At 71.8% G+C, this 12870-nt stretch carries 10 protein-coding genes; all 10 read left to right on the top strand.

The features are described 5' to 3' along the window. Positions 1–1030: glutamine-hydrolyzing carbamoyl-phosphate synthase small subunit (gene carA, locus RIM90_RS26500; protein WP_309063271.1), on the top strand; the 1030-nt coding region annotated here is incomplete at its 5' end. Continuing rightward, entirely contained in the window at positions 1023–4331 is a 3309-nt protein-coding gene (gene carB, locus RIM90_RS26495) for a carbamoyl-phosphate synthase large subunit (protein ID WP_309063270.1), read from the top strand. The genes carA and carB, both read left to right, overlap by 8 nt. Before the next feature lie 64 nt (positions 4332–4395). Next, positions 4396–5502: a quinone-dependent dihydroorotate dehydrogenase gene (locus RIM90_RS26490; protein ID WP_309063269.1), complete on the top strand. Its 1107-nt coding sequence runs from the start codon at positions 4396–4398 to the stop codon at positions 5500–5502. After that, positions 5499–6344 (top strand): orotidine-5'-phosphate decarboxylase, encoded by an 846-nt coding sequence (pyrF, locus tag RIM90_RS26485; protein ID WP_309063268.1) that lies wholly within the window; start codon positions 5499–5501, stop codon positions 6342–6344. Before RIM90_RS26490 ends, pyrF begins: the two co-directional genes overlap by 4 nt. Before the next feature lie 288 nt (positions 6345–6632). Beyond that, positions 6633–6956, top strand: a complete 324-nt coding sequence (locus RIM90_RS26480; RefSeq protein ID WP_003977346.1) for an integration host factor — start codon at positions 6633–6635, stop codon at positions 6954–6956. 60 nt (positions 6957–7016) lie between these two features. Next, positions 7017–7574, top strand: coding sequence for a guanylate kinase (gene gmk / locus RIM90_RS26475; RefSeq protein WP_309063267.1), 558 nt, complete (start codon positions 7017–7019; stop codon positions 7572–7574). A 75-nt stretch (positions 7575–7649) separates the two neighbouring features. Beyond that, the gene (gene rpoZ, locus RIM90_RS26470) at positions 7650–7922 is read left to right on the top strand and encodes a DNA-directed RNA polymerase subunit omega (RefSeq protein WP_004933985.1); all 273 of its coding nucleotides are present in this window, start codon (positions 7650–7652) and stop codon (positions 7920–7922) included. Between the two features lie 112 nt (positions 7923–8034). Beyond that, positions 8035–9237 carry a bifunctional phosphopantothenoylcysteine decarboxylase/phosphopantothenate--cysteine ligase CoaBC gene (coaBC, locus tag RIM90_RS26465; RefSeq protein ID WP_309063266.1) on the top strand — a complete coding sequence of 401 codons (1203 nt, stop codon included), beginning with the start codon at positions 8035–8037 and terminating at the stop codon, positions 9235–9237. A gap of 237 nt (positions 9238–9474) precedes the next feature. Next, positions 9475–10683, top strand: a complete 1209-nt coding sequence (gene metK, locus RIM90_RS26460; protein ID WP_309063265.1) for a methionine adenosyltransferase — start codon at positions 9475–9477, stop codon at positions 10681–10683. 115 nt (positions 10684–10798) lie between these two features. Continuing rightward, on the top strand, positions 10799–12870 hold a 2072-nt coding region (locus tag RIM90_RS26455), incomplete at its 3' end, for a primosomal protein N' (RefSeq protein WP_309063264.1).

The raw sequence follows: 12870 nt of genomic DNA, 5'->3' as shown, positions 1-12870 counted from the left end.
GGTGTTCTCCACCGGCATGACCGGCTACCAGGAGACCCTCACCGACCCGTCGTACCACCGCCAGGTCGTGGTGATGACCGCCCCGCACGTCGGCAACACCGGCGTCAACGACGAGGACGCCGAGTCCAAGAAGATCTGGGTCTCCGGCTACGTCGTGCGCGACCCCGCGCGCGTGCCGTCCAGCTGGCGCTCCCGCCGCTCGCTGGACGAGGAGCTCGCCGCGCAGGGCGTCGTCGGCATCAGCGGCATCGACACCCGCGCCCTCACCCGCCATCTGCGCGAGCGCGGCGCCATGCGCGTCGGCATCTTCAGCGGCGACGCGATCCAGGAGGACGCCGCGCTGCTCGCCCGCGTCCAGGAGGCGCCCCAGATGAAGGGCGCCGACCTGTCCGCCGAGGTCGCCACCACCGAGCCCTACGTCGTCCCCGCGATCGGCGAGAAGAAGTTCACCGTCGCCGCGGTCGACCTCGGCATCAAGGGCATGACCCCGCAGCGCATGGCCGAGCGCGGCATCGAGGTGCACGTGCTGCCCGCGACCGCGACCGTCGAGGACGTCTACGCCGTGAACCCGGACGGCGTGTTCTTCTCCAACGGCCCCGGCGACCCCGCCACCGCCGACCACCCGGTCTCCGTGATGCAGGGCGTCCTGGAGCGCGGCACGCCGCTGTTCGGCATCTGCTTCGGCAACCAGATCCTCGGCCGCGCCCTCGGCTTCGGCACCTTCAAGCTGAAGTACGGCCACCGCGGCATCAACCAGCCGGTGCAGGACCGCACGACCGGCAAGGTCGAGGTCACCGCGCACAACCACGGCTTCGCCGTCGACGCCCCGCTCGACAAGGTCTCCGACACCCCGTTCGGCCGTGCCGAGGTGTCCCACGTGTGCCTGAACGACAACGTGGTGGAGGGCCTCCGGCTGCTCGACCGGCCGGCCTTCAGCGTCCAGTACCACCCCGAAGCGGCAGCGGGCCCGCACGACGCCGCCTACCTGTTCGACCGCTTCGTTTCCCTGATGGAGGGCCAGCGTGCCTAAGCGCACCGATATCCAGTCCGTCCTGGTCATCGGCTCCGGCCCGATCGTCATCGGCCAGGCCGCCGAGTTCGACTACTCCGGCACCCAGGCGTGCCGCGTGCTCAAGGCCGAGGGCCTGCGCGTCATCCTGGTCAACTCCAACCCGGCGACGATCATGACCGACCCGGAGATCGCCGACGCCACCTACGTCGAGCCGATCACCCCGGATTTCGTCGAGAAGATCATCGCCAAGGAGCAGCCCGACGCGCTGCTGCCCACCCTGGGCGGCCAGACGGCCCTGAACACCGCGATCTCCCTGCACGAGAACGGCGTCCTCGACAAGTACGGCGTCGAGCTGATCGGCGCCAACGTCGAGGCCATCCACAAGGGCGAGGACCGCGACCAGTTCAAGGAGGTCGTGGAGGAGGTCCGCAGGAAGATCGGGCACGGCGAGTCCGCCCGCTCGGTGATCTGCCACACCATGGACGAGGTGCTCGCCGGCGTCGAGCGGCTCGGCGGCTACCCGGTCGTCGTCCGCCCCTCCTTCACCATGGGCGGCGCCGGCTCCGGCTTCGCGCACGACGAGGACGAGCTGCGCCGCATCGCCGGCCAGGGCCTCACCCTCTCGCCGACCACCGAGGTGCTCCTGGAGGAGTCCATCCTCGGCTGGAAGGAGTACGAGCTGGAGCTGATGCGCGACAAGCACGACAACGTGGTGGTCGTCTGCTCCATCGAGAACTTCGACCCCATGGGCGTGCACACCGGCGACTCCATCACCGTCGCCCCGGCGATGACGCTCACCGACCGCGAGTACCAGATCCTGCGCGACGTCGGCATCGCGGTCATCCGCGAGGTCGGCGTCGACACCGGCGGCTGCAACATCCAGTTCGCGGTGAACCCCGAGGACGGCCGCGTGATCGTCATCGAGATGAACCCGCGCGTGTCGCGCTCCTCGGCGCTCGCCTCCAAGGCGACCGGCTTCCCGATCGCCAAGATCGCAGCCAAGCTCGCCGTCGGCTACACCCTCGACGAGATCCCGAACGACATCACGCAGGAGACCCCGGCCTCCTTCGAGCCGACCCTCGACTACGTGGTCGTCAAGGCGCCCCGGTTCGCCTTCGAGAAGTTCCCCTCCGCCGACTCCACGCTGACCACCACCATGAAGTCGGTCGGCGAGGCCATGGCCATCGGCCGCAACTTCACCGAGGCCTTCCAGAAGGCGCTGCGCTCGCTGGAGAAGAAGGGCAGCCAGTTCACCTTCGTCGGCGAGCCCGGCGACAAGGACGAGCTGCTGCGCGAGGCGGGCCGCCCGACCGACGGCCGGATCAACACCGTGATGCAGGCCATCCGCGCGGGTGCCACCCCCGAGGAGGTCTTCGATGCGACGAAGATCGACCCCTGGTTCGTCGACCAGCTCTTCCTCATCAAGGAGATCGCCGACGAGCTGTCCGAGGCGCCCGAGCTGACCGCCGACCTGCTCGCCGAGGCCAAGCGGCACGGCTTCTCCGACCAGCAGATCGCGGAGATCCGCGGCCTGCGCGAGGACGTGGTCCGCGAGGTCCGCCAGGCGCTCGGCATCCGTCCGGTCTACAAGACGGTCGACACCTGCGCCGCCGAGTTCGCCGCGAAGACCCCGTACTTCTACTCCTCCTACGACGAGGAGACCGAGGTCGCGCCCCGGACCAAGCCGGCCGTCATCATCCTGGGCTCCGGCCCGAACCGCATCGGCCAGGGCATCGAGTTCGACTACTCCTGCGTCCACGCCTCCTTCGCGCTGAGCGACGCCGGGTACGAGACCGTGATGGTCAACTGCAACCCGGAGACCGTCTCCACCGACTACGACACCTCCGACCGGCTCTACTTCGAGCCGCTCACCCTGGAGGACGTGCTGGAGATCGTCCACGCGGAGCAGCAGGCCGGACCGGTCGCGGGTGTCGTCGTCCAGCTCGGCGGCCAGACCCCGCTCGGCCTGTCGCAGGCGCTCAAGGACAACGGCGTGCCGATCGTCGGCACCTCCCCGGAGGCCATCCACGCCGCCGAGGACCGCGGCGCCTTCGGCCGGGTCCTCAAGGAGGCCGGCCTGCCGGCCCCCAAGCACGGCACCGCCACCACCTTCGCCGAGGCCAAGGCCATCGCCGACGAGATCGGCTACCCGGTCCTCGTCCGGCCGTCCTACGTGCTCGGCGGACGCGGCATGGAGATCGTCTACGACGAGGCCCGGCTGGAGGCGTACATCGCCGAGTCGACCGAGATCAGCCCCTCCCGGCCGGTGCTCGTCGACCGCTTCCTCGACGACGCCATCGAGATCGACGTCGACGCCCTCTACGACGGTGAGGAGCTGTACCTCGGCGGCGTCATGGAGCACATCGAGGAGGCCGGCATCCACTCCGGCGACTCGGCGTGCGCCCTGCCCCCGATCACCCTGGGCGGCTTCGACATCAAGCGCCTGCGCGCCTCCACCGAGGCCATCGCCAAGGGCGTCGGCGTGCGCGGCCTGATCAACATCCAGTTCGCGATGGCCGGCGACATCCTCTACGTCCTGGAGGCCAACCCGCGCGCCTCGCGCACCGTCCCCTTCACCTCGAAGGCGACCGCGGTGCCGCTGGCCAAGGCCGCCGCCCGCATCTCGCTGGGCGCGACCATCGCCCAGCTGCGCGAGGAGGGGCTGCTGCCCAGGCACGGTGACGGCGGCGAGCTGCCGCTGGACGCGCCGATCTCCGTCAAGGAGGCCGTCATGCCGTGGTCCCGCTTCCGGGACATCCACGGCCGCGGCGTCGACACGGTCCTCGGCCCGGAGATGCGCTCCACCGGTGAGGTCATGGGCATCGACTCCGTCTTCGGCACGGCCTACGCCAAGTCGCAGTCCGGCGCCTACGGTCCGCTGCCCACCAAGGGACGCGCCTTCATCTCGGTCGCCAACCGCGACAAGCGCTCGATGATCTTCCCGGCGCGCGAGCTGGTCGCGCACGGCTTCGAGCTGCTCGCCACCTCCGGCACCGCCGAGGTCCTCAAGCGCAACGGCATCAACGCCACGGTCGTGCGCAAGCAGTCCGAGGGCACCGGGCCGAACGGCGAGAAGACCATCGTCCAGCTCATCCACGACGGCGAGGTCGACCTCATCGTCAACACCCCGTACGGCACCGGCGGCCGCCTCGACGGTTACGACATCCGCACGGCGGCCGTGGCCCGGTCCGTCCCCTGCCTGACGACGGTCCAGGCGCTCGCCGCCGCGGTCCAGGGCATCGACGCCCTGGGCCGGGGGGACGTGAGCGTCCGCTCGCTCCAGGAACACGCGGAACATCTGACCGCGGCCCGCGACTAGCAGCCGGCGAGGGGGACACCGGAAACGGTGTCCCCCTCCTCATGAGGTCTTCCCGAGGACAGGCATGTACAAGTACTTCTTCCGTCTGGTGTTCACACGGATGGATCCGGAGCGGGCCCACCACCTCGCCTTCCGCTGGATCCGCCTCGTCGCGCGGGTCCCCGTCCTGCGCACCTTCGTCGCCGCCGTGCTCGCGCCCCGCCACGAGGAACTGCGCACCGAGGCACTCGGGCTGCGCCTGCACAGTCCCTTCGGGCTCGCCGCCGGCTTCGACAAGAACGCCGTCGGCATCGACGGCATGGCGATGCTCGGCTTCGACCACGTCGAGATCGGCACGGTGACCGGGGAGCCGCAGCCCGGCAACCCGAAGAAGCGGCTGTTCCGGCTGGTGGCGGACCGCGCGCTGATCAACCGCATGGGCTTCAACAACGAGGGCTCGCTGGCGGTCGCCGCCCGTCTGGCCTCCCGCACGCCCGTCTTCCGGACGGTCGTCGGCGTCAACATCGGCAAGACCAAGGCCGTGCCGGAGACCGAGGCCGTCGCGGACTACGTGAAGTCCGCCGAGCGGCTGGCGCCGTACGCGGACTACCTGGTGGTCAACGTCTCCTCGCCGAACACGCCCGGGCTGCGCGACCTCCAGGCCGTCGACCACCTGCGCCCGCTGCTGACCGCGGTCCGCGAGGCCGCCGACCGCACCTCCCCCGCCCGTCGGGTGCCGCTGCTGGTGAAGATCGCCCCCGACCTCGCCGACGAGGACATCGACGCGGTCGCCGACCTGGCCGTGGAGCTCGGTCTGGACGGGATCATCGCCACGAACACCACCATCGCGCGCACGGGGCTCGGTCTGCGGTCCGCCCCCGCCACCGTCCAGGAGACCGGCGGCCTGTCCGGCGCCCCCCTGAAGGCGCGCTCCCTCCAGGTGCTGCGCCGCCTGTACGCGCGCGTGGGCGACCGGATCACGCTGGTCGGCGTCGGCGGCATCGAGAACGCCGAGGACGCCTGGCAGCGCATCCTGGCCGGAGCCACCCTGGTCCAGGGCTACAGCGCGTTCATCTACGAGGGCCCCTTCTGGGCCCGCACCCTTCGCAAAGGGCTCGCCGCGCGCCTGCGCACCAGCCCGTACGCCACGCTCGCCGACGCGGTGGGCGCCGATGTGAGGACGACGGCATGAGCGGACCGGAACCCTTCGGCGCGCGGCTGCGCCGGGCCATGGACGAGCGCGGCCCGCTGTGCGTGGGCATCGACCCGCACGCCTCCCTGCTCACCGAGTGGGGCCTGAACGACGACGTGACGGGCCTGGAGCGGTTCAGCCGCACGGTCGTCGAGGCGGTCGCCGGCCGGGTCGCCGTGCTCAAGCCGCAGATCGCCTTCTTCGAGCGTTTCGGCTCGCGCGGCGTCGCCGTCCTGGAGAAGACGGTCCAGGAGGCGCGGGCGGCCGGAGCGCTGGTCGTCATGGACGCCAAACGCGGCGACATCGGCTCCACCATGGCCGCCTACGCCGAGTCCTTCCTGCACGAGGGCGCCCCCCTGTTCTCCGACGCGCTCACCGTCTCGCCGTACCTCGGCTACGGCTCGCTGAGCCCCGCCGTCGCGCTGGCCCGGGAGAGCGGCACGGGGCTGTTCGTGCTGGCGCTGACCTCCAACCCGGAGGGCGGCGAGGTGCAGCACGCGGTCCGCCCCGACGGACGCACCGTCGGGGCGACCGTGCTCGGACACCTGGCCCTCGAGAACGCGGGGGAGGAGCCCCTCGGGTCCTTCGGCGCCGTGATCGGGGCGACGCTCGGCGACCTGTCCTCGTACGACCTGGACATGGGCGGCCCGATCCTCGCGCCCGGCATCGGCGCCCAGGGGGCCACGGCGGCCGATCTTCCGGCCGTCTTCGGGCGCGCGGTGCGCAACGTCGTGCCGAACGTCAGCCGGGGTGTGCTGCGTCACGGTCCCGACGTCGTCGCGCTGCGTGACGCCGCGGACCGTTTCGCGGAGGAGATCCGGACCGCCGTGACGGCGGTCTGAACCGGACGACGGGGGGTTTCACGCTCCCCGGACTCTGGATACATCCTCAAATCGGAGGCAATATGTCTTAAATGTCCGGCCTGACGGAGGCTGACCAGGACTTTTCCGCTGTTCTCGCTGACTCAGGCGGAGTTGGCCGCTAGTCTCCGACGGGTGGGGGTACCTCCCACGCCCTTCAGGCAGTGGGGGAGAACGGGCAAGCGTGTTGCTCGTGGCTCCCCAGGTGTGGGGCGACTAGGTTCCTCACCGGTCCGTATCCGACAGTTCGACATCCGAGGTGACGTAGGCGTGGCTCTTCCGCCCCTTACCCCTGAACAGCGCGCAGCCGCGCTCGAAAAGGCCGCCGCGGCTCGCCGGGAGCGGGCCGAGGTCAAGAATCGACTCAAGCACTCCGGCGCCTCCCTGCACGAGGTCATCAAGCAGGGCCAGGAGAACGACGTCATCGGCAAGATGAAGGTCTCCGCCCTGCTCGAGTCCCTGCCGGGCGTGGGCAAGGTCCGCGCCAAGCAGATCATGGAGCGACTGGGCATCTCCGAGAGCCGCCGCGTGCGCGGTCTCGGGTCCAACCAGATCGCCTCCTTGGAGCGCGAGTTCGGCAGCACCGGCTCCTGAGTCCCGGGCGGTCCGGGACCGGAGTCCCGGGCATCCCGCGATTGCTGGAATAATCGCTGCATGAGTGAACGTCCGCGGCTGACCGTGCTCTCCGGCCCCTCCGGGGTCGGCAAGAGCACGGTCGTCGCCCATATGCGCAAGGAACACCCCGAGGTCTGGCTCTCCGTGTCGGCGACGACGCGGGCCCCCCGTCCCGGCGAGCAGCACGGAGTCCACTACTTCTTCGTCACCGACGAGGAGATGGACAAGCTGATCGCCAACGGCGAGCTGCTGGAGTGGGCCGAGTTCGCCGGCAACCGCTACGGCACGCCCCGTGCGGCGGTGCTGGAGCACCTGGAGGCGGGCGTGCCCGTCCTGCTGGAGATCGACCTCCAGGGCGCGCGGCAGGTCCGCGAGTCCATGGCCGAGGCCCAGCTGGTGTTCCTGGCCCCTCCCTCCTGGGAGGAGCTCGTGCGCAGGCTCACGGGCCGCGGCACCGAGTCGCCCGAGGTGATCGAGCGCCGCCTGCAGGCCGCGAAGACCGAGCTCGCGGCCGAGCCGGAGTTCGACACGACCCTGGTCAACACCTCCGTCGAGGACGTGGCCCGCGAGCTGCTAGCCTTGATGAACGTCGTGTGATTGTCACCGGCCGTTCAGCGAGACCGGTCGGCGATCACGCAGACTGAATCTTTCCCATCCATCGGAAGGTAGAGCGTGTCCTCTTCCATCTCCGCGCCCGAGGGCATCATCAACCCGCCGATCGACGAGCTTCTCGAGGCCACGGACTCGAAGTACAGCCTCGTGATCTACGCGGCCAAGCGGGCCCGCCAGATCAACGCGTACTACTCGCAGCTCGGCGAGGGTCTCCTCGAGTACGTCGGTCCCCTCGTCGACACCCACGTCCACGAGAAGCCGCTCTCGATCGCCCTGCGCGAGATCAACGCGGGACTGCTGACCTCCGAGGCCGTCGAGGGCCCCGGTCAGTAAGTCGTACCGGCTGGTTGCAGCTGACTTTTCCACAGGCCCGGCAGCACGTCTGCCGGGCCTGTGGTGTCTCATGGGTGGTGGTCGCACATTTTCCGAGGTCCGGGGAGAGACGGTGGACAAGCCGAAGGTCGTTCTGGGGGTCAGTGGTGGCATCGCCGCCTACAAGGCCTGTGAGCTGCTCAGGCGGCTGACGGAGTCGGGGCACGACGTCCGTGTCGTCCCCACTTCCTCCGCGCTGCACTTCGTCGGCGCCGCCACCTGGTCCGCCCTCTCCGGCAACCCGGTCTCCACCGAGGTCTGGGACGACGTCCACGAGGTGCCGCACGTCCGCATCGGGCAGCACGCCGACCTGGTGGTCGTCGCCCCGGCCACGGCGGACATGCTCGCCAAGGCGGCCCACGGCCTGGCCGACGACCTCCTCACCAACACCCTGCTCACCGCCCGCTGCCCGGTGGTCTTCGCCCCCGCCATGCACACCGAGATGTGGGAGCACCCGGCCACCCAGGAGAACGTGGCGACGCTGCGCCGCCGCGGCGCCGTCGTCGTCGAGCCGGCCGTCGGCCGCCTCACCGGTGTCGACACCGGCAAGGGCCGGCTGCCCGACCCGGCCGAGATCTTCGAGGTCTGCCGCCGGGTGCTGGCCCGCGGTGTCACGGCGCCCGACCTCACGGGGCGGCACGTCGTGGTCAGCGCCGGAGGCACCCGCGAGCCGCTCGACCCCGTCCGCTTCCTCGGCAACCGCTCCTCCGGCAAGCAGGGGTACGCCCTCGCCCGCACCGCCGCCGCCCGGGGCGCCCGCGTCACGCTGGTCGCGGCCAACACCGCACTGCCCGATCCGGCCGGTGTGGACGTCGTCCCCGTCGGGACCGCCGCGGAACTGCGCGAGGCCGTGCTCGGCGCCGCCGCCGACGCGGACGCGGTGGTCATGGCCGCGGCCGTCGCCGACTTCCGTCCGGCGGCCTACGCGACCGGGAAGATCAAGAAGAGGGACGACCAGGAGCCCGAGCCCATCGTCCTGGTGCGGAATCCAGACATTCTCGCCGAGATTTCCGGCGACCGGGTACGCCCCGGACAGGTGATCGTCGGCTTCGCCGCCGAGACCGACGACGTGCTCGCCAACGGCCGCGCCAAGCTGAAGCGCAAGGGCTGTGACCTGCTGGTGGTGAACGAGGTGGGGGAGCGCAAGACGTTCGGCTCCGAGGAGAACGAGGCCGTGGTGCTGGGTGCCGACGGCAGCGAGACCCCCGTCGCGCACGGCCCGAAGGAGGCCCTGGCCGAAACCGTGTGGGACCTGGTGGCCGAACGCCTCGGATGAGTGATTCATTCGCCGTCCGGTCCCCCGAAACCCCGTCTGTCGGGGCGTGGCACCTCTGGCCAATGTCGCTCGGCATGGGCAGAATGCCCGTGCCGCAGGTCACAGCGCTCCCGAGAGGCGAGACAGGAGGGCCGGTGGCGAAGCGCGACCGATAAACTGTTCCACGGACGGCGTCGGGTGCAGCCCCCGCCGTCCGCCAATGATCAGCCAGCAGCCGCTGCAACCCCAGGGAGCGTTGTGTCCCGTCGTCTGTTCACCTCGGAGTCCGTGACCGAGGGTCACCCCGACAAGATCGCTGACCAGATCAGCGACACCATTCTCGACGCGCTGCTGCGCGAGGACCCGGCCTCCCGGGTCGCCGTCGAGACCCTGATCACCACCGGTCTGGTGCACGTGGCCGGTGAGGTCACGACCAAGGCGTACGCGGACATCGCGACGCTGGTCCGCAGCAAGGTCCTGGAGATCGGCTACGACTCCTCGAAGAAGGGCTTCGACGGCGCCTCCTGCGGCGTGTCGGTGTCGATCGGCGCGCAGTCCCCGGACATCGCGCAGGGCGTGGACGCCGCCTACGAGGCGCGGGTCGAGGGCGACGAGGACGAGCTGGACCGGCAGGGCGCCGGTGACCAGGGTCTGATGTTCGGCTACGCGACGGACGAGACGCCGACGCTGATGCCGCTGCCGATCTTCCTGGCGCACCGCCTGTCCAAGCGCCTGTCCGACGTGCGCAAGAACGGCACCATCCCCTACCTGCGCCCGGACGGCAAGACCCAGGTCACCATCGAGTACGACGGCGACAAGGCGGTCCGCCTGGACACCGTGGTCGTCTCCTCCCAGCACGCCTCCGACATCGACCTGGAGTCGCTGCTCGCCCCCGACATCCGCGAGTTCGTCGTGGAGCCGGAGCTGAAGGCGCTGCTGGACGACGGCATCAAGCTGGACACCGAGAACTACCGTCTGCTGGTCAACCCCACCGGCCGGTTCGAGATCGGCGGCCCGATGGGTGACGCGGGCCTGACCGGCCGCAAGATCATCATCGACACCTACGGCGGCATGGCCCGTCACGGCGGCGGTGCCTTCTCCGGCAAGGACCCGTCCAAGGTGGACCGCTCGGCGGCGTACGCGATGCGCTGGGTCGCCAAGAACGTCGTCGCCGCGGGCCTGGCCTCCCGCTGCGAGGTCCAGGTGGCGTACGCGATCGGCAAGGCCGAGCCGGTCGGTCTGTTCGTCGAGACCTTCGGCACCGCCACGGTCGACGCCGAGCGGATCGAGAAGGCGATCGAGGAGGTCTTCGACCTCCGCCCGGCCGCCATCATCCGCGACCTGGACCTGCTGCGCCCGATCTACTCCCAGACCGCCGCCTACGGCCACTTCGGCCGTGAGCTGCCCGACTTCACCTGGGAGCGCACCGACCGCGTCGACGCGCTGCGCAAGGCGGCGGGCCTGTAGGGCGCACGGCCGCACCGGAGCCGGCTCGCGGGGCCCGGCGTTCCTTCGGGGGCGCCGGGCCCCGGCGCGTGCCGGGCCTGCGTCGCTGTCAGTGGCGTTTGGTAAGAATGCAGGCGTGAGCAGCGAGAACGGACAGGCGGACGGGGGCGCGGAGGGCGCGCCGCCCGAGCAGCTCGCGCTCATCCGGGAGAGCGTGCGCAAGGCCAGGGCGCCCCGGGCCAAGCCGCGTACCTGGCGGGGGGCCGCGCTCGCCAAGGACCTGCCCGTCGCCCGGGTCCTCGTCGACAAGGGCGTGCTCCATCTCGACCGGTACTTCGACTACGCCGTGCCCGAGGAACTGGACGCCGACGCGCAGCCCGGGGTGCGGGTGCGGGTGCGCTTCGGCGCCGGACGGCACCGGGTGCGCGAGGGGCGGCGCGAGGGCGGGGGGCTGATCGACGGGTTCCTCGTCGAGCGGCTCGCCGAGTCCGACTACGCGGGGCCCCTGGCGGCGCTGGCCCAGGTCGTCTCCCCCGAGCGGGTGCTGAGCGAGGAACTGCTGGGGCTCGCCCGGGCGGTCGCCGACCGGTACGCCGGCAGCCTCGCCGATGTGCTCCAGCTCGCCGTGCCGCCGCGCAACGCCCGCGCCGAGCAACGGCCCTCGCCCGCCCCGCTGCCGCCGCCCCCGGCGCCGGAGCCGGGCTCCTGGGCCCGTTACGAGCAGGGGCCCGCGTTCCTGGAGTCACTGGTCTCCAAGGGCGCCCCACGGGCGGTGTGGAACGCGCTGCCCGGGCCGCAGTGGAGCGAGGAACTGGCGCGAGCCGTCGCGGCGACGCTGGCCTCCGGGCGCGGTGCGCTGGTCGTCCTGCCGGACGGACGGGCCGTCGCCCGCGTCGACGCCGCCCTCACCGCGCTGCTGGGCCAGGGGCGGCACGCGGTGCTCACCGCCGACGCCGGGCCGGAGAAGCGGTACGCGCAGTGGCTCGCCGTGCGGCGGGGTTCCGTACGGGCCGTCATCGGCACGCGCGCGGCGATGTTCGCGCCGGTGCAGGACCTCGGACTGGTCGCCGTCTGGGACGACGGCGACGACAGCCACAGCGAACAGCACGCCCCGCAGCCGCACGCCCGCGAGGTGCTGCTGCTGAGGGCGGCGCAGGACAGGTGCGGCTTCCTCCTGGGGAGCTGGAGCTGCACCGTGGAGGCCGCCCAGCTCGTGGAGACCGGCTGGGCCCGACCGCTGGTCGCGGGGAGGGAGCGGGTCCGGGGCGCCGCACCGCTGGTGCGCACCGTGGGGGACGGGGATCTCGCGCGCGACGAGGCCGCCCGCGCGGCGCGGCTGCCGACGCTCGCCTGGCAGGCCGTCAGGGAAGGGCTGCGGCACGGGCCGGTGCTCGTACAGGTACCCCGGCGGGGATACGTGCCGCGGATGGCGTGCGCCCACTGCCGGACACCGGCGCGGTGCCGGCACTGCTCCGGGCCGCTGGAGGCGCAGGGCTCCGACGATCTGCGGTGCGGCTGGTGCGGGCGCGGGGAGAGCGGCTGGCACTGCCCCGAGTGCGGCGGATTCCGGTTGCGGGCCCAGGTGGTGGGGGCGCGGCGGACCGCCGAGGAACTGGGCCGTGCCTTCCCGGCCGTTCCGGTGCGCACCTCGGGGCGCGAGCACGTGCTGGACACGGTGCCGGCGGCGCCCGCGCTGGTGGTGAGCACGCCCGGCGCGGAACCGGTCGCCGAGGGCGGGTACGCGGCGGCCCTGCTGCTGGACGGGTGGGCCATGCTGGGCCGCCCCGATCTGCGGGCCGGGGAGGACGCGCTGCGCCGCTGGATCGGCGCGGCGGCACTCGTCCGTCCGCAGTCGGCGGGGGGCACGGTGGTGGTGGTCGCCGAGCCGACGCAGCGGCCCGTGCAGGCGCTGGTGCGGTGGGATCCGGTCGGGCACGCGGTGCGGGAGCTGGCCGAGCGTGCCGAACTGGGGTTCCCGCCGGTGTCGCGGATGGCGGCGGTGTCGGGGCCGGGCCGGGCGGTGGCCGAGTTCCTCCGCGCGGTCGACCTGCCGAGGGAGGCGGAGGTGCTGGGTCCGGTGCCGCTGCCGGTCACCGCCGCGGGACGGCCGCGTCGGCCGGGAGGACCGCCTCCCGGGGAGCACTGGGAACGGGGTCTGATCCGGGTCCCGCCGGGCCGGGGCGCCGCCCTGGCCGGTGCGCTGAAGGC

This window comes from Streptomyces sp., assembly GCF_031181555.1.
GTDB classification, from domain to species: domain Bacteria; phylum Actinomycetota; class Actinomycetes; order Streptomycetales; family Streptomycetaceae; genus Streptomyces; species Streptomyces fimbriatus.
Note: the sequence above shows the minus strand (reverse complement) of the source record. Positions and strands in the feature narration are given on the sequence as shown.